General features: G+C 73.7%; 20 protein-coding genes, 1 pseudogene and 1 riboswitch. Of the genes and pseudogenes, 9 read left to right on the forward strand and 12 right to left on the reverse strand.

From position 1 onward, the window contains the following. Nucleotides 1-6: 6 nt before the first annotated feature. The 4 genes from FHU33_RS15600 to mrf are packed head-to-tail and all read right to left on the reverse strand — an operon-like array spanning nt 7 to nt 2,178. The gene (locus FHU33_RS15600) at nt 7-456 is read right to left on the reverse strand and encodes a hypothetical protein (RefSeq protein WP_142026153.1); all 450 of its coding nucleotides are present in this window, start codon (nt 454-456) and stop codon (nt 7-9) included. Beyond that, nucleotides 453-614, reverse strand: coding sequence for a 50S ribosomal protein L32 (gene rpmF, locus FHU33_RS15605; RefSeq protein ID WP_142026154.1), 162 nt, complete (start codon nt 612-614; stop codon nt 453-455). The genes FHU33_RS15600 and rpmF overlap by 4 nt, the downstream gene beginning before the upstream one ends. Before the next feature lie 2 nt (nt 615-616). Continuing rightward, complete coding sequence (locus FHU33_RS15610) at nt 617-880, reverse strand: type B 50S ribosomal protein L31 (protein ID WP_142026155.1); 264 nt, start codon at nt 878-880, stop codon at nt 617-619. Beyond that, nucleotides 880-2,178, reverse strand: a complete 1,299-nt coding sequence (gene mrf, locus FHU33_RS15615) for a ribosome hibernation factor-recruiting GTPase MRF (RefSeq protein WP_142026156.1) — start codon at nt 2,176-2,178, stop codon at nt 880-882. The genes FHU33_RS15610 and mrf overlap by 1 nt, the downstream gene beginning before the upstream one ends. 78 nt (nt 2,179-2,256) lie before the next feature. Between mrf and rpmB the strand changes: the two genes are divergently transcribed. The 4 genes from rpmB to rpsR are packed head-to-tail and all read left to right on the forward strand — an operon-like array spanning nt 2,257 to nt 3,215. Continuing rightward, a complete protein-coding gene (gene rpmB, locus FHU33_RS15620) occupies nt 2,257-2,523 on the forward strand; it encodes a 50S ribosomal protein L28 (protein WP_142026157.1) in 267 nt (88 codons plus the stop codon). Beyond that, nucleotides 2,523-2,690: a 50S ribosomal protein L33 gene (rpmG, locus tag FHU33_RS15625; RefSeq protein ID WP_142026158.1), complete on the forward strand. Its 168-nt coding sequence runs from the start codon at nt 2,523-2,525 to the stop codon at nt 2,688-2,690. Before rpmB ends, rpmG begins: the two co-directional genes overlap by 1 nt. A 1-nt stretch (nt 2,691) precedes the next feature. Continuing rightward, the gene (gene rpsN / locus FHU33_RS15630; protein ID WP_142026159.1) at nt 2,692-2,994 is read left to right on the forward strand and encodes a 30S ribosomal protein S14; all 303 of its coding nucleotides are present in this window, start codon (nt 2,692-2,694) and stop codon (nt 2,992-2,994) included. After that, nucleotides 2,991-3,215, forward strand: coding sequence for a 30S ribosomal protein S18 (rpsR, locus tag FHU33_RS15635; protein WP_425456773.1), 225 nt, complete (start codon nt 2,991-2,993; stop codon nt 3,213-3,215). Before rpsN ends, rpsR begins: the two co-directional genes overlap by 4 nt. A gap of 286 nt (nt 3,216-3,501) precedes the next feature. Here rpsR and FHU33_RS25465 read toward each other — a convergent pair whose 3' ends face one another. Then, nucleotides 3,502-3,936, reverse strand: a complete 435-nt coding sequence (locus FHU33_RS25465) for an HAD-IC family P-type ATPase (RefSeq protein ID WP_211355265.1) — start codon at nt 3,934-3,936, stop codon at nt 3,502-3,504. Between the two features lie 488 nt (nt 3,937-4,424). Here FHU33_RS25465 and FHU33_RS26570 point away from each other — a divergent pair, with 488 nt between their 5' ends. Then, nucleotides 4,425-4,871: a hypothetical protein gene (locus FHU33_RS26570; RefSeq protein ID WP_211355280.1), complete on the forward strand. Its 447-nt coding sequence runs from the start codon at nt 4,425-4,427 to the stop codon at nt 4,869-4,871. Here the strand turns inward: FHU33_RS26570 and FHU33_RS26575 are convergent. Continuing rightward, nucleotides 4,790-5,101, reverse strand: a pseudogene (locus FHU33_RS26575) (hypothetical protein); the annotation flags it as partial. The gene FHU33_RS26570 and the pseudogene FHU33_RS26575 sit on opposite strands and share 82 nt — an antisense overlap. On the opposite strand from FHU33_RS26575, the gene FHU33_RS15650 reads away from it, so the two are divergent. The 3 genes from FHU33_RS15650 (at nt 5,100) to ftsH (ending at nt 10,266) form a co-directional block, all read left to right on the forward strand. Further along, the gene (locus FHU33_RS15650; RefSeq protein ID WP_142026161.1) at nt 5,100-5,297 is read left to right on the forward strand and encodes a hypothetical protein; all 198 of its coding nucleotides are present in this window, start codon (nt 5,100-5,102) and stop codon (nt 5,295-5,297) included. The pseudogene FHU33_RS26575 and the gene FHU33_RS15650 sit on opposite strands and share 2 nt — an antisense overlap. Nucleotides 5,298-5,386: 89 nt before the next feature. Further along, nucleotides 5,387-8,329 (forward strand): WD40/YVTN/BNR-like repeat-containing protein, encoded by a 2,943-nt coding sequence (locus tag FHU33_RS15655; protein ID WP_142026162.1) that lies wholly within the window; start codon nt 5,387-5,389, stop codon nt 8,327-8,329. After that, on the forward strand, nt 8,326-10,266 hold the full coding sequence (ftsH, locus tag FHU33_RS15660) for an ATP-dependent zinc metalloprotease FtsH (RefSeq protein WP_142026163.1): 1,941 nt from the start codon (nt 8,326-8,328) through the stop codon (nt 10,264-10,266). The genes FHU33_RS15655 and ftsH overlap by 4 nt, the downstream gene beginning before the upstream one ends. Before the next feature lie 33 nt (nt 10,267-10,299). On the opposite strand, the gene FHU33_RS15665 is transcribed toward ftsH, so the two are convergent. The 3 genes from FHU33_RS15665 to FHU33_RS25055 all read right to left on the reverse strand — a co-directional run bounded on the left by FHU33_RS15665 (nt 10,300) and on the right by FHU33_RS25055 (nt 14,393). Further along, entirely contained in the window at nt 10,300-11,184 is an 885-nt protein-coding gene (locus tag FHU33_RS15665) for a metal ABC transporter permease (RefSeq protein ID WP_142026164.1), read from the reverse strand. A 717-nt stretch (nt 11,185-11,901) separates the two neighbouring features. Beyond that, the gene (locus FHU33_RS15670; protein WP_142026165.1) at nt 11,902-14,076 is read right to left on the reverse strand and encodes a heavy metal translocating P-type ATPase; all 2,175 of its coding nucleotides are present in this window, start codon (nt 14,074-14,076) and stop codon (nt 11,902-11,904) included. After that, on the reverse strand, nt 14,076-14,393 hold the full coding sequence (locus tag FHU33_RS25055; protein WP_281281646.1) for a DUF1490 family protein: 318 nt from the start codon (nt 14,391-14,393) through the stop codon (nt 14,076-14,078). Before FHU33_RS25055 ends, FHU33_RS15670 begins: the two co-directional genes overlap by 1 nt. A 199-nt stretch (nt 14,394-14,592) precedes the next feature. On the opposite strand from FHU33_RS25055, the gene FHU33_RS25910 reads away from it, so the two are divergent. Next, nucleotides 14,593-14,928, forward strand: a complete 336-nt coding sequence (locus tag FHU33_RS25910; RefSeq protein ID WP_246063686.1) for a helix-turn-helix domain-containing protein — start codon at nt 14,593-14,595, stop codon at nt 14,926-14,928. 315 nt (nt 14,929-15,243) lie between these two features. Here FHU33_RS25910 and FHU33_RS15685 read toward each other — a convergent pair whose 3' ends face one another. The 3 genes from FHU33_RS15685 to thiC all read right to left on the reverse strand — a co-directional run bounded on the left by FHU33_RS15685 (nt 15,244) and on the right by thiC (nt 20,514). After that, nucleotides 15,244-16,629: a S8 family serine peptidase gene (locus tag FHU33_RS15685; protein WP_211355148.1), complete on the reverse strand. Its 1,386-nt coding sequence runs from the start codon at nt 16,627-16,629 to the stop codon at nt 15,244-15,246. Between the two features lie 383 nt (nt 16,630-17,012). Then, a complete protein-coding gene (gene bluB / locus FHU33_RS15695) occupies nt 17,013-18,770 on the reverse strand; it encodes a 5,6-dimethylbenzimidazole synthase (RefSeq protein WP_142026168.1) in 1,758 nt (585 codons plus the stop codon). A 4-nt stretch (nt 18,771-18,774) separates the two neighbouring features. After that, nucleotides 18,775-20,514: a phosphomethylpyrimidine synthase ThiC gene (gene thiC / locus FHU33_RS15700; RefSeq protein WP_246063688.1), complete on the reverse strand. Its 1,740-nt coding sequence runs from the start codon at nt 20,512-20,514 to the stop codon at nt 18,775-18,777. Beyond that, nucleotides 20,508-20,620, reverse strand: a riboswitch (TPP riboswitch). (Overlaps the previous gene by 7 nt.) Between the last annotated feature and the right edge of the window lie 399 nt (nt 20,621-21,019).

Consider the following 21,019-nt stretch of genomic DNA (forward strand, 5'->3'; position numbering starts at 1 on the left):
CCGCAATCAGCCGTCAACGGGAGGCCGCCGCCCGTCCGCCAGCCGAGGCGGCGGCCCGACCCCGACGACCGCGTCGGCCAGCGCCGGGGGCACGGCCAGGTCGGGGCGCAGCCGCGGCGGCGGGCCACCGGCGCGCACCCACTCGACGAGCGCGCCGGCCCGGCCGCGGTCGTCGACCCCGCTGAGCCAGACCGCCCGACCCGCCCCGCCCTCGCCGCCGTCCCAATGAGCAACGGCGGCCACGGCCGCCAGCGCGCACGCGCCCGGGCAGTCCAGAGTCACGAGCACGGCACCCCGTGTGCCTCCGACGGCGTCCCGCAGCTCCGGCACGGCGGCCTGCCCGCCGGCCAGCTCCCGCAGCGCGGAGCAGCGTCGCCCCTGGCACACCGCGACGAGCGGGCCGCCCGCGCCGCCGGCGTGCGCCGTGGCGGCCGCCGGCCGCGAGCGGCGGCTCACCGCAGCAAGCCGCGCTCGGCGGCCTTCCTCAGCCGCAACGGCACCAGCATGGGCTTGCCGTCGACGATCACCCGGGTGAGCTGCACCGGCTGCGCCTTCCACTGCGCCCGCCGGGAGCGAGTGCGGGCCCGGGACGTCCTCCGCTTGGGAACCGCCATGATCAGCCCTTCCTCGATCGCGCGGTCCGGGTGCCGTACCGCTGGTTGAACCGCTCGACCCGTCCGGCGGTGTCGAGCACCCGCTGGTTGCCGGTCCAGAACGGGTGCGAGGCGGCGGAAATGTCGACGACGACGAGCGGCAGCGTCTCGCCGTCGAGGTCGATGGTCTGCGTCGCGGCGACCGTGGATCGCGTGCGGTACAGGGCGCCGCTGGCCGCGTCGCGGAACACGACGGTGCGGTACTCGGGGTGGATGCCGGGGCGCATCAGGAACGGTCCTCTCGGTAGGTGACGTGCGTGCTGTCGTCGTCGGCGGGCGTGCCGGCCTCGCAGGGCTCCTCGTGCCAGGCGCCGAAGGGATCGGGAAGCTCCGCCCAGGCGTCGGGTCCGAGCGCGTACTCCTCGTCGGTGAGCAGCGCCGCGTCGAGCGCCGCGATGACCGCGCCGGGGATCTGCTGGTGGACCAGCACGACGATCTCCACGTCGCGGTCGCCGTGCTCGGCGTCCCACCGGAGCGCTGCGGACACCTGCCGTTGGGGGTCCACGTCCACCCAGCGCTGCGGGTCGTCGCCGTAGGTGGCCAGCCACGGGCCGGCGTCACCGAGGCGCAACCCGGCGCCGGCCGATTCGAGCCACAGCGCGGAGTCCTGCCGGCTGGCCAGCCAGAACCGCCCACGGCTGCAGACCACCCCGTCGAGCAGGACGTCGAGGGCGTCGTGCAGCCGCTCCGGGTGGAACGGGCGGCGTGCACGGAAGCGGACCAGGCAGACCCCGGCGTCCTCGCCGAGCGGCGGGGCGCCGCGCAGCAGCGGCTCGTGGGCGGTGAAGCACCGGCTCCACCGCCCTTCCGGGCCGAGTCCCGCCAGGACCTCGGCCGGTCGCCAGCGGTCCAGGTCGGCGCGCGCGGCGTCGGGCACGAGGCGGTCGAGGACGGCAGCCAGACGGACCGCCGACCAGGCGTCGTCGGGACGGCCGGCGAGGAGCACGACGTCGGCTATCGCCACCTGGCCGACGGCGAGCTGGGCCAGCGTGCGGTCGTCGTCAGGCGTTGCCGCGAGGCCTCGGTCGGCCAGGACGTCGGCACCCGTGGCGTCGTCCAGCCAGGTGCGGGCGTCGACGGTGGCGACCACCGCCTCGACCTCGACGAAAGCGGCGGCCGGCTCCGCCCGGCCCGTAGCGGCCGCCCGTGGGGTGTCGTCGAGGAGGAGGTTGTCGATGGCCCAGCACAGGTGCTCGGGCTCCAGCGTGGGGTCCAGCTGGAGGACTACGCGGGAGACGTCCGCCCGGTGCGCGAGGTCGACCAGGAGCGGCAGCAGGTCGAGGCGGAGGGTGCAGCTGAGGCATCCGTGCGCCAGCTCGACCGCGGTGGTTTCGGCACGGACGCCGTCGGCGGCGTGCATGTGCACGGTGCGGACCACGACTCCCTGTCCGAGCTCCCGGACGTCGTGGTGCACCAGAACGGCACCGGGGAGGTCACCGAAGAGGGCGGTCGCGGCGCGGGCGACCGCCGCACGGTCGACACCGGCCACCAGGACGAGCGGGGTACGCAGGGCGGAGGTGCTCATGACTCCGACCCTAACTCATACTGAGAATCGTTCTTAGATAAGGTCCTGTCTCATCGACCACCGAGGAGGCAGAACAGCATGGCGACCTACTGCGAGGTCACCGGACGCAGGCCCAGGTTCGGCAAGACGGTGAGCCACTCCCACCGGCGCACCAGCCGCCGCTTCGACCCCAACCTGCAGCGCAAGCGGTACTTCCTGCCGGGCGAGAACCGGTGGATCCGGCTGACCGTCTCGGCCAAGGGCATCAAGACCATCGACGCCCAGGGCATCGAGGCCGTCGTGGCGCGACTGCGCGCCACCGATCCCGACGTGCGCCGCCGCCTGGGCCCGGGGCGGTCGAGCTGATGGCGCGCGCGACCGACATCCGCCCGATCGTCCGGCTCAAGTCGACCGCGGGAACCGGCTACACCTACGTCACCCGCAAGAACCGGCGCAACGATCCCGATCGGCTCGTGCTGCGCAAGTACGACCCGATCATCCGCCGACACGTCGAGTTCCGGGAGGAGCGCTGAGATGGCCAAGAAGTCGAAGATCGTCATGAACGACCGGCGCCGCGAGATCGTCGGCCGCCATGCCGAGCGGCGGGCAGAACTCAAGGAGGCCGTTCGCACCGCGGCCACGGCTGAGGAGCGGGCCGCCGCCCAGGCGGCCCTCCAGAAGCTGCCGCGCGACGCCAGCCCCACCCGGCTGCGCAACCGGGACGTCGCCGACGGCCGGCCACGCGGGCACCTCCGGAAGTTCGGCCTCTCCCGGGTCCGATTCCGGCAGATGGCCCACGACGGCGAGTTGCCCGGCATCCGGAAGTCCAGCTGGTGAGCGCCGAGCGCGGTAGCCCCAGACCGCTTCGGAAGCGCCGACTGGAGGGGCCGGTCAGCTATGCGGACGTGCACCTGCTACGCACCTTCGTCTCCGACCGCGGCAAGATCCGCTCCCGGCGGGTGACCGGCCTGGACCCGCAGCAGCAACGCCAGGTGGCGCGGGCCATCAAGAACGCCCGCGAGATGGCCCTGCTCCCCTATCCGACGAGAGGCCGCTGAGCTGTTCCCGCGCCGCTCGAGGCGGGGTCCCCCACGCGGCGACCCGGCCTCAGCGCTCCCTGCGGACGACACTCGCCACGGTCCCCAGAGCGCTCAGGCCGAGCGCCGGCACGGCGACCACCCAGCGTGTTCCGCCCCAGCAAGACGGCCGCATCAGCGAGCGTGCGGCCCGCACTCCAGCGACTCGGCACCGGCACCCGATGCCGAGGAACCTCAGTCCGGTGAGGCCAGTGCCGCTGAGCGGATGCCGGATCACAAGTGGCACGACCACCGGCAGCTTCCGCGGTCAACTGTGCTTCGTTCGCCATGCCGAGGCGCGCAGCAGCCGTAGGCCGTTGAGGGCCACGAGCACCGTCGACCCCTCGTGGCCGGCGACCGCGAGCGGCAGGGGCAGCGTGCCTACCAGGCCCCAGACGACGAGCACGCCGATGAGGACGCCGGCGATGAGGAGGTTCTGCAGCACCACCCGACGCGCACGGCGGGAGAGCGCCACGACCGCGGGCACCGCGGACAGGTCGTCGCGGACGACGACGACGTCGGCGCTGTCGAGCGCCAGGTCCGATCCGACGCCGCCCATGGCCAGACCCACGTCCGCGCCGGCCAACGCCGGGGCGTCGTTCACGCCGTCCCCGACCACCAGGACGCGATGACCGCCGGCCTGCAGGGCCCGGACGGCCTCGACCTTGTGGTGCGGCAGCAGGCCCGCCCGGAGGTCGCGGATGCACCTGGGCGGCCACCGTGCGGGCCGCCTGCTCGTTGTCGCCGGTCAGCAGCACGGGCTCGCCGGGCAGCAGTCCGCGCAGGGCGGCGACGCCGGCGCGCCTCCGGGCGCACCCGGTCGGACAGGCCCAGCGCCCCGGCGGGTCGGCCGCCCACGGCGACCACGACCACGGTCCGCCCCTGGGCCCGGAGAGCGTCGATGGCGGCGGCCGACTCGGCGTCGAGGTCATCCCCCGGCGCCCGCACCTCCACGACCCGCCCCCCACGGTCGCCGACACGCCGGACCCGACGTGCGCCCGGAAGCCGGATGCCTGGGCCAGCGGGACTCCGCGGCCGACGGCCTCGCGGACGATCGCCCGGCCGACCGGGTGCTCGCTGGCGGCCTCCGCCGACGCGGCCAGGCGCAGCAGCTCGTCCTCCGAACCCACGGCGCTCCCGATGAGCCGGACCTCGACCACCGCCGGCCGGCCGTCGGTCAGGGTGCCGGTCTTGTCCAGCGCTACGACGACGGCGCCGCCCAGTTGCTCCATCGCCACCGCGGAGCGCACGAGGACGCCGTGCCGACCGGCGTTGGCGATGGCCGACAGCAGCGGCGGCATGGTCGCCAGCACGAGCGCGCAGGGGGAGGCGACGATCATGAATGTCATCGCCCGCAGCAGCGCGTCCTCGACCGCCGAGCCCAGCAGCATCGGCACGCCGAACACCGCCAGGGTGGCGACGACGACACCCAGGGAGTACCGCTGCTCCACCCGCTCGATGAACAGCTGCGTCCTCGCCTTGGTGGAGCTCGCCTCCTCCACCAGCGCACCGATGCGGGCGATCACCGACTCGCGCGCGTCGCGCTCCACCCGGACGACGAGCGCGCCGGTGCCGTTGACCGTGCCGGCGAAGACCTCGTCGCCGGCACGCTTGTCCACCGGCAGGGCTCCCCGGTGATCGAGGCGTGGTCCCCTGGTGCACGCCGACCGCCTGCACGGACCCCGCACCGCCGCGCCGACCGGCACCGGAGCCCCCGCCCAGGCCTGACCGCTCCCCCGACGAACGGCGAAGATTTGCACCGCCGCCGTAACTTTCGAGAACGACTCTCGTTCTCTCGGTGACGTCGCCTCCCCGCGACGCCAACACCGGCCCGGGCGACGCCCCGGCCACCACCGAGAGGAACGCATGTCCCGCACCCTGGCCCGCACCGCCGTCCTCACCGCGACCGCCGCGACGGCGCTGCTCGCCTCCGCCGGCACGGCCGCCGCCGCACCTGCGTGCAGCGACCCCGTCGCGGACGCACTGCACACGGTCCACGACACGACCGGCGACCCGGCCGGTGCCGTGCACGCGGTCGAGGAGACCTACTGCTCGGTGAGCTGACGCGCGAAGGCTCGAGCGCCGCTCCCCACCGGTAGCGCCGGTGGGGAGCGGCTTCCCGCATGGCCGTCGGCCCGCACCGGAGGAGACCCGTGAGAACCGCAGCCACCCGCACCGGAGCCGCACTCGCCGTCCTGGCGCTGATCGCGGCGGTGTCGGTGACCCTCGCCCGTCCGGTCACGGCGGCACCGGCCTGCGCACAGGTGGTCCCGGGACAGGTCGGCACGTGGACCGTGCGCTCCGCCCCGGCCTTCCCCACCGGCGACGCCGTACTCCTCGGGCACGCCGTCGACCCACGGCAGCCGCTGCGGCAGTACGCGACCAACGGGGTCTCCCTGCTGGTCACCGACGACGGCTGCGCCTGGCGGGAGACGTTCCGGCTGCAGGAGGCGCCGTCGGCCGAACTGCCGGCGTCGTCGCTGACCGACCGCATCCTGGAGGTGGTCGTGCACCCGCGGGCACCCGGCCGCATGTGGCTGGTCGTCGCCACGGGGAAGGAGGTCGTGGACCGGATCCGCGTCAGCGGCCACCGCCCCGGCATCCCGCTGAGCCCTGGTTATGAGGAGAAGCGCGACGGCACCCAGACCCTGATCCTGTCCAGCGCGGACGCCGGAGCCTCCTGGACCGCGATGGCCGGCGGGCCGCTGGTCGGCGCATCCGGGCCTCTGGCGCCCGCCCCCAGCACCCCGGCGGTGCTCTACATCCCGACCTTCTCCGGCTTGTACGCCAGCCTCGACGGTGGCCGGACGTGGACGGCCCGCCCGCCGGCGGTCACGCCGCCGGCGGAGGGCCCGCAGCAGGGCGCACTCGGCGGGGTCCGCGGGGTCGAGACGGTGCAGGTCGCCGTCGACCCCACCGCGCCCAGCACCCTCTACGGCCGCAGCGGCACCGCGATCCGCCGCTCCGACGACGGCGGCCTGACCTGGTCGGTCTACCCCCTGCCCGCCGAGTCGACCACCGGCCCGTTCGTCGACCGCAGCCTCTCCGACGCCCGCCGCATCCTGGTCACCACCCAGACGTACTCCACCGACCCGGTGCGGGCCCTGTGGTTGCACCGGCCCGGTGCCGATGGCTTCGCCGAGGTCCCGGTCCCACCGGACACGATCGCCGGCGTGCCGCACCACGCGGTGTGGCACCCCACGCGAGACGAGCTGGTGATGAACACCTGGGACCGGGGCAACGGGGCAGCCTTCCCCGACGTCTCGCTGTACCGGTCGAACTCCCGCGGCACGGTCGAGGACATCAACGAGCTCGACCTCCCAGCGGTGCACGCCGTCGACGTCGACGACTACGGCACCTACCACCTGCACACCAGCAGCGAGATCGTCACGCTCAGCACGTCCGCGGCACCGGGCGCCGCGGCGCCCGACCTGGGCCCCCCGCAGGTCGAGATGAACCCGTTCGCCTACCGGCCCCCGGATCCGCCGCGTCCGGCCACGCTCGACGGCCCTGCCGCCGTCGAGTTGAACCCCGGCGAGACCACCGAGCTGACCTGGACCCTGGACCTGCCCCGCCGACCCACGCCGCTGGACACCTACTTCCTGGTCGACACCTCCAACAGCTTCGAGCCCGACATCCAGGCCATGGCCGACGGCATGGCCGACGTCGTGCGCACCCTCACCGGGGCCGGCATCGACGTCCACGCCGGCATCGGCGAGCTCGGCACCCGGGAGGCGCGCCGCTACAGCCGGCTCGCCGACATCGCGCCGCCGGGCACGCAGCTGCAGCGCGGCTTCGAGCGGCTGCGCACCGGCGGAGGCTACGAGTCCCACCTGATCGCCCTGCACCAGGCGGCCACCGGCTCCGGCGTCGAGGGCACCAGCGGCCCCGCCGTGGCTGCCGGCCAGGATCCCAGCTGGCGTACCGGGTCGCTGCGCACGCTGGTGGTCATCACCGACGTCCAGTACTGGGACGAGGACGACCCGGAGGCGCCGACCCGGCAGCAGGTGTACGACGCCCTGGTCGCCCGCGACGTCCAGGCGATCGGCCTCGAGGTCGTCCGGGAGGGCGGCGACGACGGGGTGCCGGGCAGCTACGCGGCCGTCGAGGCCGCCGACGCGGCCTCCACGACGGCGCCGACCCCGGCGCGGGCCGATCTGGAGGAGCTGGCCGCGGCCACCGGCTCCTTCGCCCCGCCGGGAGGCGTCGACTGTCGCGCCAACGGGACGACGGAGATCGAGGCCGGAGACCCCATGGTCTGCACCACCACGGCGCTGCAGGTGGCCCGGATCTCCACGCTGGCCGACGTGCTCACCCGCGTCCTGCTCGCCCAGGTCGACGAGCGGCCGGTGACCCTGCGCGCGACGGGCGACCCGCCCGTCCGCCCCATCTCCCCGGCCGACTGGCGGTATCCGGCCGTCGACGTGAAGTCCGACCAGCGGCTGGACTTCACCGCCGAGGTCGGCTGCACGGAGGCGCAGGCTGGGCAGGCGCTGCCGGTGACCGTCGAGGCCCTGCTCGGGAACGGCGCCGGCGGCGAGGACGTCGTGGCGACGGCGGTCACCCGGGTGCAGTGCGGCCCGTCGTCATCCCCGGCCGCCGTCCTCCCGGGGAACGAGCCTGGGGCCGCACCGCCAGAGCCCGCACTCGCTCCGGAACCCGCGCCCGCCGCAGGACCGCCGGCCGCCCCGCACGCCGCCGCCGTCGTCCCAGGGGTGCCGCCGGTGGCACCCATCCCTGTCGGCGGCACCGCGACCGCTCCGGGCAGCGCGCCCGGAACAGCCCCGGGAACGGCTCCCGGGGCCGCCCCGGCGCCGGCCGCCGGCGCGGCGACCGCCCTGTCACCCGGGGTGTCGGTGCAGGCGGCTCCGGCGGGCAGTCCGGCGGCGGCCGCCGCGACTCAGCAGGAGGACGGCCCGGCGCTGGCCCACGCATCGCTGCAGATGACCGCCCGGCAGCGACATCCGGTCGGCGCGCCTCCCTGGCTGCTGCCTGCGGCCGGACTGATGACCGCCGCGGCCGCCGCCCGGTTGCGCTTCCCGCGCGCACTCCGCACCGGACCCATCCACGCAACGACCAGAGAGCGGAGACGATGACCGACACAATGACCGAGGCGGACCCCGCCACGAGACCGCGCCGCGCAGAGAGCCTGCACGGCCGGCCCGCCACGAGCGACCGACGCAGGGAGCCCTCCCCCCGCCGGCGACCGACGCTGCCCCGGCTGTCGCCACGCCACTGGCTGGTCGCCGCCGTGGTCGGACTGCTCCTGCTGTTCGGCGCGGCCCTGGCGTACCTCACGGCCGACCCCTCCGGCCGCGAGGTCGGTCTCGACAGGCTGAGCGAACTCGCCGGCGCCGGGGCCGTCGAGAAGGCGACGTTCCTCGACGAGGACGCACGCGTCGTCGTCACGACGGCCGGTGGTGAGCAGTTCTGGGTCGCCTACCCCGCCAGCGACTCGGCCACCTCGGCGCTGCTGCAGGAGCTGACGGCATCGGGGGCCCAGGTGAGCGTGGACGCCCAGCCCGGCAAGGCAGTCACCCGGATCGTCGCCACCGGCCTGCTGCCGCTGATGGTCCTGGCGGCCCTGTTCGGGCTGTTCTTCGTCGGCGGCCGCGACGGCGGGGCCTCGGACATCCGCGGCTTCGGCACGCTGGGCAAGCGCGGCGGTGGGCGCGCCACTCCCCCGGCCGTCACCTTCGCCGACGTCGCCGGTGCCGACGAGGCGGTGACCGAGCTGCGCGAGGTGGTGGAGTACCTGAACGACCCCGGCCGCTACGCGGCGCTCGGCGCCAACCCGCCCAAGGGGGTGCTGCTGTTCGGGCCGCCGGGAACCGGCAAGACGCTGATCGCGCGCGCGACAGCGGGTGAGGCCGGGGTGCCGTTCTTCTCCGTGGCCGGCGCGGAGTTCGTCGAGTCACTGGTCGGCGTGGGCGCGGCCCGCATCCGCGACCTGTTCGCCAGCGTGCGGGCCGTCGCCCCCGCGATCGTCTTCATCGACGAGCTCGACGCCGCGGGCCGGCGTCGCGGGGGCGCGGAGACCGGCGGTTCCGAGGAGCGGGAGCAGACGCTCAACCAGCTTCTGGTCGAGCTGGACGGGTTCGCCGCGTCGGCCGGCATCGTGGTGATGGGCGCCACCAACCGCCCCGACATCCTCGACCCCGCCCTGCTGCGGCCGGGCCGGTTCGACCGGCACGTGACGGTCGATCAGCCCGACCGGGCGGGCCGGGAGAAGATCCTCCAGGTGCACAGCCGCGGCAAGCCGCTGGCAGCCGACGTCGACCTGGCCGTGGTCGCCCGGCGCACGCCCGGCTTCACCGGCGCGGACCTGGCCAACGTGGTCAACGAGGCGACGCTGCTCGCCATCCGCGAGGGTCGGTCGCTCATCGGCATGCCGGACCTGGTCGAGGCCATCGAACGGGTGCTCGGGGGGCCGCAGCGGCGAGGCCGCATCCTCGGTGATGAGGTGCGCCGCCGCATCGCCGTCCACGAGGCCGGGCACGCCGTCGTCGCCGGAGCGATGGGCCAGGAGGTGCACCGGGTGTCCGTGGTCTCTCGCGGCAGCGGACTGGGCACCGTCGGGCTCGCCGGCGGCGAGGAGGCCGTGCTGCTCACGGCCGCCGAGCTCGCCGACCGGATCACCGTGGCCATGTCCGGGCGCGCGGCGGAGGAGATCCTGCTGGGCTCGGCATCGACCGGCAGTGAGGATGACCTGGCACGAGCCACGGAAATCGCACGAGAGATGGTGCTCCGGCACGGCATGAGTCCCACGGTGGGCCGGGTGCGGCTGACCGGCTCGGCGGCCGACGTGTTCCTCGGCGGGCAGGCGGCCACCGGGGAACTGTCCCAGGACCTGCGCCGGCGGGTGGAGTCGGAGACCGCCCGGCTGCTGGACGCAGGCTTCGAGCGGGCCGCTGACGTCCTGCTCGCACATCGCGCCGTCGTCGAAGGCCTCGTCAGCGTCCTGCTGGCAGAGGAGTCCCTGGAGGGATCGGCGCTGGAGCGGCACCTGCAGGCGGTCGTCCCGACGACCTGAGGGCCGCCGCGGACGGGACCAAGCGTCAGCCGCTCAGAGCAACAGGCTGACCTGGGAACGTATCCCCGGCCGAGCCGGGCCGACGGCGGGGCGACCGCGGCCCACGGCGGCGTTGCCGCGAGCGAGCAGTCGTCGCAGGATCAGGTGAGCACCCGGGGCACCACTAGCTCCAGCGAACAGCACGACGGCCAGAAGCACGATCGCCCCGCCCGCGGGCAGGCCCGCGTAGTAGGCAGCGGTCGTCCCGACGACCGCGACGACGGCGCCGATGGCCACCGCAGCCACCAGCGTGCCTCGGAAACTACGGGCCATCGCCATCGCAGCGGCAGCCGGAAGGACCATCAGGGCGCTGACCAACAACAGGCCCAGGATGCGCATCGAGGCCACCACGGTCGCCGCCGTGGTGGCAGCGAACAGGAGGTTCAGCGGGACGACGGGCAGGCCCGCGGCGCGCGCGCACTCCTCGTCGACGGAGACGGCGAACAGCGCCCGGCGCCACCCGACGGTGACCGCCAGCACGGCGGCCACCGTCCCGCTGAGGACGAGGAGGTCGGTGCGGGTGGTCGTCAGGATGGCGCCGAAGAGATAGGCATCCAGGTTCATCGAGCCGCCGGCGGGCGCCCAGGAGAGGACCACGACCCCGCCGGCGATGCCCCCCGCGAAGAGGATCGCCAGGAGGACGTCGGCCTCGCTGCGGCGCAGCCCTCGCAGCAGCTCCATCCCCACGGCTCCGGCCACGGCCACGGCCATCGCGGTGCCGGTCGGCGCCCAGCCGGCCACCACCCCGAGCGCCACGCCGGACAGCGCCACGTGCCCGATGCCGTCACCGATGATCGACATCCGACGCTGCACCAGATGCACCCCCACGGTCGGCGCCATGACACCCACCAGCACGCCCGCCACCAGCGCTGACTGCATGAAGCCGTACCTGAGCACGTCGCTGCCCTCCCAAGCCCTAGGGCCACCACATCGCGCTATCGAGAATCGTTCTCATATAAGACTAGACGAGACGGCGCCCAAGCGGACCTGGGGAGCAGCGATCCGTGCCCGGAGCACCCGAGCCGGCTCGGCGGCGGGCCAGCCGGAGGCGTGTCTCACCCGCTCCCGGGCCACGCTCGGGTCAGGACCATGCCGGGGGGCGATCATCGCGTCGGCCTGCCGGTCTCGGTCAGGAGCGCATCACGGTGGGGCACGAGGGATCCTGGGTCTGGTCGGGTGCTTGGCGGCTCCCCCCACCAAACCCGGAGGCCCCTCCTCACATCAGGATCAGTCGCTCAGCGACTCCCCGCACCAACCTGTCCGAGCAGTCAGCTGCCGTGGGCCCGTGTGGCGTCACCTGCGTGCGCCGCAGCTGTCCGTGGCGCCGCGGGACCAGCTCGGCCTCATCGCCGGGGAGGTCGACGGCATCGACGTGACCGGACGGACCCGACGGCAGGGCCGGCCAGCGCCGCCGAGGCACCGTCCCGCAGCAGGCGTCGAGCGCCGGCTCCCCGGGCTGCAGGTCGACCGGGACCACGGTGGCCTGATCCAGGGGATCCCACCGAAGCGGCGCTCAGACGGCAGAAGTCGCTGGCCGCTCGGTCAAACGCCCCGGCCCAGCGCGCCGGCGCCTCCGGCTCGGCTCCCCCGGGAGGTTCACGGTGCCGCCGCCTCCGGCTCGATCGCCGGGTCCGAGCGGGGCACGCCGCGGTAGCGCACCAGCCGGGAGGAGTTGAGCGCGACCGCCACCGAGGAGGCGTTGTGCAAGACGGCGGCGAGCACCGGCGACAGCGCGCCGCCGGCACCGGCCAGGAGCCCCGCGCCGTTGACGGCGATCGACATGCCGTAGTTCTGGCTGACGATGTCGAGGGTGCGGCCGCCCAACTGGCGCAGATCGAGCAGGTGGCGCAGGTCGTCCCCGACGAGGGCGACGTCGGCGGTCTCGACGGCGACGTCGGTACCCGAGACGCCCATGGCGATGCCGATGTCCGCGGCCGCCAGGGCGGGCGCGTCGTTGGTGCCGTCGCCCACCATGGCCACGGTGTAGCCCTCCGCCCGTAGCTGCGCGATCACGTCCTGCTTGTGCTCGGGCAGCGTCTCGGCCCGCCACTCCTCGATGTCGAGCGACCGGGCGACCGCGGCTGCGGCGGTCGCGTGATCCCCAGTGAGCATCACCACGCGCCGCACCCCGTCGGCGCGCAGCGCGTCGAGGACGTCCTTGGCCTCCGGCCGCACCTCGTCGCGCAAGCTGACCAACCCCACCAGCCGGCCGTCGACGGCCAGCAGCAGGGGCGTCTCGGTGGCCTCACGCAGCCTGCGCAGCCAGTCCAGCGCCTCGGCACCGACCGGCACGCCTTCGGCGGCCATCAACGCCTCGCTACCCAGCAGGAGCACCCTGCCGTCGGCCTGGGTGCGCATACCCAGCCCGAGCAGGACCTCGCACTCCTCGTGCGGCGGGATGAAAACGTGGCGTTCCTCGGTGGAGCGGATTACCGCCTGGGCCAGGGGGTGGCGCGAGTGCACTTCGGAGCTGGCCGCGTAGCCCAGCACCTGCTCCGGCGTCCAGCCGTCGGCGAAGGAAACGATGTTGGTCACCACCGGAGTACCCACGGTCAGCGTGCCCGTCTTGTCGAAGACGACCGCGTCCACCTGCCCGGCAGCCTCCAGATGTGCGCCGCCCTTGATAAGGACGCCCCGCGAGGCACCGTTACCGATCGCCGCGCTCACCGCGGTGGGGGTGGACAGGCCGACGGCACAGGGGCAGGCGATGAGCAGCATGGTCATAGCCCGCCGCACGTCCCCCGTGACCAGCCAGGTGAGCGCGGCCAGGGTGAAGGACGCGGGGACGAACCGTCGGGAGAAGGTTTCCCCGACCGTCTGGATGGGTGCCCGGTCGTCCTGGGCTCGCTCGACGCGGGCGATGATCCGGCCGATGGCGGTGTCCTCGCCGGTGGCCGAGGCCCGGACCACCAGGCGACCCCGGAGGTTGACTGATCCCGCGTGCACCCGGTCTCCCGACGCCACCGCGATCGGCAGCGACTCGCCGGTGATGGCCGCCTGGTCCACCACACCGGTTCCCTCGACCACCTCGCCGTCCACGGGCACGGTCACCTGGTCGTGCAGGATCACGTGGTCGCCTACGCGGAGCCGAGTGATGTCCAGTTGGACCTCGGTGCCATCCGACAGTCGCACCCAGGCCGCGCTCTCAGCACCGGCCAGCAGCGCGGAGATCGCCCGCCGGGTGCGCCGCAACGTGAGCGCCTGCAGCCATTCCCCGATGTTGAGCAGCCACAGCACGGTCAGGGCGACGACGTTCTCCCGCAGCAGCAGGCTCGCCACGGTCGCCGCGGTGACCAGTGCGTCGGTGCCGGCGGTGCGCCGGCCGGCCAGCGTGCCCACCGCCCCCTTAGCGAAGGGATACCCGGTGAAAAGGGTCACCAGGGAGGTCGCGAGCCGGCTCCGGCCGGAGAGCGCCGGCGGGCGGCCGAGCCCGTAGCGGCGGATCCCCAGCAGCACGAGTGCCCCGCCGCCCACGGCGATGCGGATGAGGTCGCCGTTGGTGACATCGGCCGAACGGGGAGCGCGGGTGACGGGTGCGTCGACGGGGGAATCTGCCGCCTCGGAGACGACCTTGAGCACCTCCGCATGGTCGGCCTCGGCATCCAGCCAGACCACGACGTGCCCGGTGACCGGGAACGCCTGAACCGCGACGACCCCGAGCACCTCATCGAGGGCGTCCTCGACGAGCACCGCCCGCGACGGCGAGCCGGTCAACTGGGGCGCGAACAGCCGCACCCGACCGCCGGCGTCGGCAACGACGACCGGGCGCATCAGTGAGCGTGGCCGTGCGGCTCTGCGCTGCGGGTCGAAGGCGGCGGAGCCTGCTCCCCCAGTTGGGCGTAGGCCGCGGCACGGATGTCGCCGGCGGCCAGCCGCGCCCGCTCCACCGCGGCCTCGGCCCGACGGGCCCCCACGATGCCCCAGCGGGTCACCCGCACGGCGACCTTGCGGGGCAGGGTGCCCGGCTCCACGCCCTCGATGAGACGGACCGCGAGAACCCCCGTCACACCGGTAGCCAGCGTGCCGGCCGCCTTCCTCAGGACCCGCGTCGCTCTTGGACGGCGGTCTGCCGTCTCGTGCTCCGACACGATGTGCTCCTCCCTCGCCGGCGGACGTGCGACCGTAGCCGACAGTAGACGAGAACCATGTTCAGCAAGCAGGGGGTGTGCATGTCCAGCCCGGCCGCGGGTCCGCGCGCACCGTCACGTCGACCCAGTCCTCCTCCCGCCGGGGGTCGCCGTCCGAACGGCTCCGGCCGGTCCCGTGGTCGCGGGACGTCCTGTTGGCTTGCTGGGGACCACCATTGTGCTCGTTCTCCTGTGGCCAGGCCTGCTTGTCCTCCCCGCCCAGTTGCCACGATTCGGGCTGCGTGGCGTCGACCTCGACATCCCGCCCGGAGACCGGGTGGTGCTGGTCGGGCCGTCCGGCGATCTCGACGAGATCGCCATCGAGCGCGCCCTCGCCGGCGACGGCGTCCGCCTCGAGCACCTGACCCCAACTGAGCAGGACGAAGTCGTCCGGCGCCTCACCGAGCACGGCAAGTCCATCCGCGACATCGCCCAACAGCTCGCCACCACCAAACGCACGATCTCCCGCCGGCCTGCGTCCATCAACGCCGCATGACCATGTGAGCGCCGCGTCGGCTCCGGAACACCAGCGTCAACAGGATCTCCGGCTTCGCCGGAAGGGCGTGCGGGACCGTGGTGACAGCAACGTCGGCCACGCCGCGTATGCCATTGAGTCGGTGAAAGCCTTGTGTCCCGGTTTGCTACACGGTCGGAAGTGCGAGGCGGCGTGAGCGGCCCTCCTCGCATGGACTGCGTCGGACCGCGATGCCGCCTGCTGTCGAAGTGGGCGAACACGAATTCAGGCGTGGAGGGGCAGCTACGGGAGAGAACCCGTGGCCGGCACCGGGGCCCCCGGCGCGGAACGCTCGGGTCAACGCTTCGGCACGACCTCGTTGCTGGGCGCCGACTCGGGGCTGGTGCCGACCGCGTTGGTCGCCGTGACCGTGAAGGTGTACTTCGCACCCGCGGTCAGGCCGGTGATCTTCACGCTGGTGGCACTGGCGCTCACCGAGACGCTCCCGACGTAGCTGCCTGTCTTGTACACACGGACGGTCTGGTCGGTGACCGCCGAGCCGCCGTCGCTGCCCTGCGTCCAGCTGAGGGTCACCGAGCGCTTGCCGGCGACCGCCTGCACGTTCGTCGGAGCGGCAGGGGCGGTGGCTGTCGGGCTGGTGGTCGCGATCGGGGCCGGGTCGGCCCACAGCATGCGGTTCGGCGAGCCCGTGCCGCCGCCGGTCACTACGCCGGTCGTCGCCGTGGCCACCAGCCGGTCCCCGAGGGCGGCGGGCGACAGGCCCGGCTCCACCTCGAGCAGGGCTGCCGCGGCGCCGGCCCCGTGCGGGGAGGCCATCGAGGTGCCACTCAGGGTCGCCGTAGCGGTGCTTGAGGTGTACCAGGTCGACACCACGCCGACGCCGGGTGCGAACAGGTCTAGGCAGCTGCCGTAGTTGGAGAACGAGGCGCGCGCGTCCGCCTTGTCGGTCGCGCCGATGGTGAGGGCCGCCGCAACGCGGGCGGGCGAGGTTGCGCACGCGTCCTCGTTCGCGTTGCCGGCGGCGACGACGACCGCCACGCCGTCGTTGATCGTGGACTGAACCGCGTTGTCCAGCGTCGTCGAGGCCGGACCGCCGAGGGAGAGGTTGGCCACCGCCGGCGCGCCGGCGGCGTGCTGTGCGATCACCCAGTCCAGGCCACTCACGACGCCCGACATCGTGCCGGAACCGTCGCAGCCGAGGACGCGGATCGGGACCAGGCGCACCGCTTTGGCGACCCCGTGGCTGCCACCGCCCACCGTGCCGGCGACGTGCGTGCCGTGACCGTTGCAGTCGCTCGTGCCGTAGCCGTCGCTGATTGCCGTGTAGCCCGCGGCGATGCGCCCCTCGAAGTCGGCGTGGTCGGCGCGGATGCCGGTGTCGATGACGTAGACGCTGACGCCGTTTCCGGTCGGCGTGTAGCTGTACGAGCCGCTCAGCGGCAGCGAGCGCTGATCGACCCGGTCCAGACCCCACGGCGGGGAACTCTGCGTCGTCGTCGCCCGCACGACGGAGTCGGCCTCGACGTGCAGCACGCGCGGGTTGCGGGCCAGCACGGACGCCGCCCGCTCCGACAGACGCGCCACCGCGCCGGAGAAGACATGCTCGAGGATGCGGTCCACCTGACCGCCCTGGGCGCGCACCTCGCGGGCGCCGTCCGCCGGGGTCGTGCCTGCGGCGAACTGGACGACGTACCGGCGCTCCTGGGCCGGCTGCTCCGCCATAGCCGGAGCGGCGACCGCGGGAACGAACAGGGCAGCTGCGAGGATTGCGACACTGAGGCGCATGCTCGATGTATCGGCAACTCGCCCTCAAGCCTTTAGGCACAATCGGCAACCGGGACACGAACCACCCGACAAGGTGACTCGGAGGGCCGCCGCGAATCGCAGCAGCTGTGCCGGCGACAGCGGCGCGGCCGAGTCCTTGCGGGGGCGGTCAGCACGGCCCGTATGGGAGTCCGGGCGAGGTCGAAGCAGCCAGTCCAACTGGATCCGGCCCCGGCCCTCGTTGCAGCGCGGGCTGGAGGCCGGCGGCGAACTCGGTATCGGCTCCGGGCACGGACCGGTGCACCACTTCTCCGGGATCTGGCCGGACTGACCCGCTGCGGTCAGAAGTCGACCCGCGCGGTGCCGCGCCGGAGCGCGAGGCCGTCGAGGAGCAGGCCGGTGGCGAGAGAGGCGCCTACGCCTTCACCAGCGCGCATCCGTAGGTCCAGCAACGGCTCGCACCCCAGGTGCTCGAGGACGAGGACATGCCCCCGCTCGCGGCTGCGCTGTCCGGCGATCAGGCACGCCTGGACGGCGGGCTCGAGCTGCACGGCCACCAGGGCCGCCAGCGAGACGGCAAAGCCGTCGACGACGACGACCGCGCGCGCCTGGGCGGCCCCCGAGGCGACCCCGGCGAGCACCGCCAGCTCAGGGCCCCCGAGTTCGGCCAGGGCCGTCAGCGGATCGTCGTCCAGCGCCGGATGGCTCCGTCGCGCCCGGCCCAGCGCGGCGGAGACCGCGTCCCGCTTGCGATCGAGCATGGCCGCGTCTGCGCCGGATCCGAGGCCGGTCACCTCGTCGGGGTTGGCGCCGAGCAGCGCACAGGCGAGGGCGGCCGCCACGGTGGTGTTGGCGACGCCGATCTCGCCGAGCGCGACGATGCCTGTGGTCCCGACTTCACGTCCCAGCCCGCGCCCGGCTTCTACCAGGCGCCGGGTGTCGGCGACCGTCATCCCCGGCGTGTTCACCAGGTCCCCGCGGAGTCCCCACGGTCGCAGGGCCGTGACACCGGGGACCGGTTCCCCGGCCACGCCGGCATCGACGATCCTCAGCCCCAGGCCGACCGTTCGCGCGGCCGTGGCACCGAGCGACGTCCCCGCGACGGCGGCACGCAACAAGTCCCCGGTGATGGTCGGGTCGTAGGGGGAGACCTCGTGCGACGCGACGGGATGGTCTGCGGCGGCCAGGACCAGCACCCCGCCGGTGGCCGCGCCGCGGCCCAGCGCGATGGCGCGGTCAACGGCCCGGTCCAGGACCCCCAGGGAGCCGGGAACAGCGAGCAGCCGATCGGCCTCGTCACGAGCGCCGACTACCGCCGGTTGATCGGGCGCGCGCAGCCGTGACGGCGGTACGGGCGGCGCGCCGGCATCGTCGGGCCATCGGTCGGCGAGCACGACGTCGCGCAGCGCGAGCCGCCGCGACCAGCCTGCGCGTTCCAGGCCCGGCGCGGGCGGGCGTTCGTCGGGCCAGCCGAGGCACAGCCAGCCCAAGGTGACCACGCCGTCGGGCAGGCCGAACAGTTCGGCCAGGTCCTCGGGCTGGAAGAGCGTCACCCAGCCGAGGCCCAGCCCCTCGGCCCGCGCGGCCAGCCACAGGTTTTGGATGGCCGCCGCGCAGCTCCACAGGTCGGCGTCGGGGAACGTAGCCCGGCCCAGCACCCCCGCGGCGGGGGTGCGTCGGTCACAGCAGACGACGATCCCGAGCGGGGCCTCTCGGACACCTTCGAGCTGCAGGTCGAGGAGACGACGAGCCGCGTCTGCGTCGAGTCCGGCGGCCTGACGCAGCCGCTCACGATCGGTGAGGACGGCCGCCCGGTCCCGGATCTCCGGATCGCGGACAACGAGGAACCGCCAGGGCTGGCTGTGCCCGACCGACGGAGCGGCGTGCGCGGCCCCGAGGACTCGCTGCAGGACCTCGTCGGGCAGCGGGTCTGGACGGAACCGGCGGACGTCCCGCCGGACCCCGATCGCCTCGTACAGCCCCGCCCGGGCCTCGGTCCCCAGCGCCCAGCCGGTCGGGTCGGCGGCCCGCTCGGAGGCCGCGGTCGCATCACCGACGAGCGGCACCGGCCGGGGCCACACCCGCTCGTCCGGCGTCACGGGGCTACTCGGCCAGAGGCAGCTGGATGCGGCCGCCGTGCGCAGTGAACTCGGCCGCCTTCTCCCGGAGGCCTGCGTCGATCGCCTCCTCCGACGTCAGCCCCCGCTCCTCGGCGTAGCGGCGCACGTCCTGCGAGATCCGCATCGAGCAGAAATGCGGGCCGCACATGGAGCAGAAGTGCGCCGTCTTGGCTGGGGCGGCCGGCAGCGTCTCGTCGTGCATCGACCGGGCGGTGTCCGGGTCGAGCGCGAGGTTGAACTGGTCCTCCCAGCGGAACTCGAAGCGGGCGTCGGAGAGGGCGTCGTCCCACATCTGGGCGCCGGGGTGCCCCTTCGCGACGTCGGCTGCGTGCGCGGCGATCTTGTAGGCGATCATGCCGTCCTTGACGTCGTCCCGGTCGGGCAGGCCCAGGTGCTCCTTGGGCGTGACGTAGCAGAGCATCGCGGTGCCGTGCCAGGCGATCATGGCCGCGCCGATCGCGGAGGTGATGTGGTCGTACCCCGGCGCGACATCCGTGGTGAGGGGCCCGAGGGTGTAGAACGGCGCCTCGTGGCACAGCTCGAGTTGCAGGTCGACGTTCTCCTTGATCTTGTTCATGGGCACGTGGCCGGGGCCTTCAATCATGACCTGGACGTCGTGCTCCCAGGCCACGGTGGTCAGCTCGCCGAGGGTGCGCAGCTCGGCCAGCTGGGCCTCGTCGTTGGCGTCAGCGACGCTTCCCGGCCGGAGCCCGTCGCCGAGGGAGAAGGTGACGTCGTAGGCCCGGAGGATCTCGCAGAGCTCCGAGAAACGGGTGTAAAGGAAGTTCTCCTCGTGGTGGGCCAGGCACCACGCCGCCATGATCGACCCGCCACGGGAGACGATGCCGGTCTTCCGCCGGGCGGTGAGCGGCACGTAGCGCAGCAGCACGCCGGCGTGCACGGTTATGTAGTCGACGCCCTGCTCGCACTGCTCGATCACCGTGTCCCGGTAGACCTCCCAGGACAGCTCCTCGGCCTTGCCGCCGACCTTCTCCAGCGCCTGGTAGATCGGCACGGTGCCGATCGGCACCGGCGAGTTGCGGAGGATCCACTCCCGGGTGCTGTGGATGTTACGGCCGGTGGAGAGGTCCATGACGGTGTCGGCACCCCAGCGGGTCGCCCAGGTCATCTTGTCCACCTCCTCCTCGATCGACGAGGCCACGGCCGAGTTGCCGATGTTGGCGTTCACCTTCACGAGGAACTCCCGGCCGATGATCATCGGCTCGGACTCCGGATGGTTCACGTTGGCCGGGATCACGGCCCGGCCCCGGGCCACCTCGGCTCGCACCTGCTCGGCCGGCACACCCTCCCGGACGGCGATGAACTCCATCTCCGGGGTGATCTGCCCCCGCCGGGCGTGGGCGAGCTGGGTCACGGCGGCACCGTCCCGAGCCCGCAGGGGCCGGCGTCCGTCGGCGGCGAACACCGCGTCGAGGTTGCGCAGGTCGCCGGAGCGACGACCGTCGTCCTCGGGCCGGACCGGGCGGCCCTCGTACTCCTCGGTGTCGCCGCGCTCGGCGATCCATGCCGCCCGCACCGACGGCAGTCCGCTGCGGACGTCGGCCTCGAAGGTCGGATCGGTGTACGGCCCCGACGTGTCGTAGAGGACGACGGAGTCGCCGGTGCTGAGCACGATCTCGCGCATCGGCACCCGCATGCCAGGACGCGGACCCGCCAGGTAGGTCTTACGGCTGGCCGTGGAGGTCGTGGACGGAGCTGTCAAGGGAATCCCCTCCCTACGCCGGTACGAACCGGATCAGGTTGTGGCGGTCAGCGGCCGTCTCAGCCGACTTCTCAGCCCGGTACGCCGGGCTCCCGCGGTGGCGAAAGGGACCCTAGACCTTGCCCCCGGGCGGCCCGCCACGACCCCGACGAGTCCTGTCACGCGAGCATCGCCACGGCGGCGGAGGCCGGCGAGCTACGTGGTGACCGCGTCCCGGTCCCGCTCCCGGGCGCACGAGCGCACGAGCACACGAGCGCGACCTGACCACCTACAGCTGCCAGTGGTCCACGGCGGAGGACCGGACCGGGAGGGCGGCGGGGGCCCTTCTCGCCACTTTCCGCGGGCTGGGCTGGGCGCGGACTCGAGTCAAGCAGCCAGCCGCGTCGAAGAGGCACGTTCCCGGGGAGGATGACCGACTCGATCGTTGATGCCTCAGGCTGCGACCCGCGGTTCCGCCATGCTCAAGACCGCACCTGTCGCTGCCGATGAATGAGCCGACGTCCAT

The sequence above is a fragment of the Blastococcus colisei genome, from assembly GCF_006717095.1.
GTDB classification, from domain to species: Bacteria; Actinomycetota; Actinomycetes; order Mycobacteriales; family Geodermatophilaceae; genus Blastococcus_B; species Blastococcus_B colisei.

Bases quoted from the DNA above. Each gene is read 5' to 3' on its own strand.
- FHU33_RS15670 (WP_142026165.1), bottom strand. From the start codon at position 14,076: ATGCGCCCGGTCGTCGTTGCCGACGCCGGCGGTCGGGTGCGGCTGTTC.
- mrf (WP_142026156.1), bottom strand. From the start codon at position 2,178: ATGAGCACCTCCGCCCTGCGTACCCCGCTCGTCCTGGTGGCCGGTGTC.
- ftsH (WP_142026163.1), top strand. From the start codon at position 8,326: ATGACCGACACAATGACCGAGGCGGACCCCGCCACGAGACCGCGCCGC.
- rpmG (WP_142026158.1), top strand. From the start codon at position 2,523: ATGGCGCGCGCGACCGACATCCGCCCGATCGTCCGGCTCAAGTCGACC.
- FHU33_RS15650 (WP_142026161.1), top strand. From the start codon at position 5,100: ATGTCCCGCACCCTGGCCCGCACCGCCGTCCTCACCGCGACCGCCGCG.
- rpmF (WP_142026154.1), bottom strand. From the start codon at position 614: ATGGCGGTTCCCAAGCGGAGGACGTCCCGGGCCCGCACTCGCTCCCGG.
- FHU33_RS15610 (WP_142026155.1), bottom strand. From the start codon at position 880: ATGCGCCCCGGCATCCACCCCGAGTACCGCACCGTCGTGTTCCGCGAC.
- rpsN (WP_142026159.1), top strand. From the start codon at position 2,692: ATGGCCAAGAAGTCGAAGATCGTCATGAACGACCGGCGCCGCGAGATC.
- FHU33_RS15665 (WP_142026164.1), bottom strand. From the start codon at position 11,184: ATGCAGTCAGCGCTGGTGGCGGGCGTGCTGGTGGGTGTCATGGCGCCG.
- rpmB (WP_142026157.1), top strand. From the start codon at position 2,257: ATGGCGACCTACTGCGAGGTCACCGGACGCAGGCCCAGGTTCGGCAAG.
- FHU33_RS15685 (WP_211355148.1), bottom strand. From the start codon at position 16,629: ATGGCGGAGCAGCCGGCCCAGGAGCGCCGGTACGTCGTCCAGTTCGCC.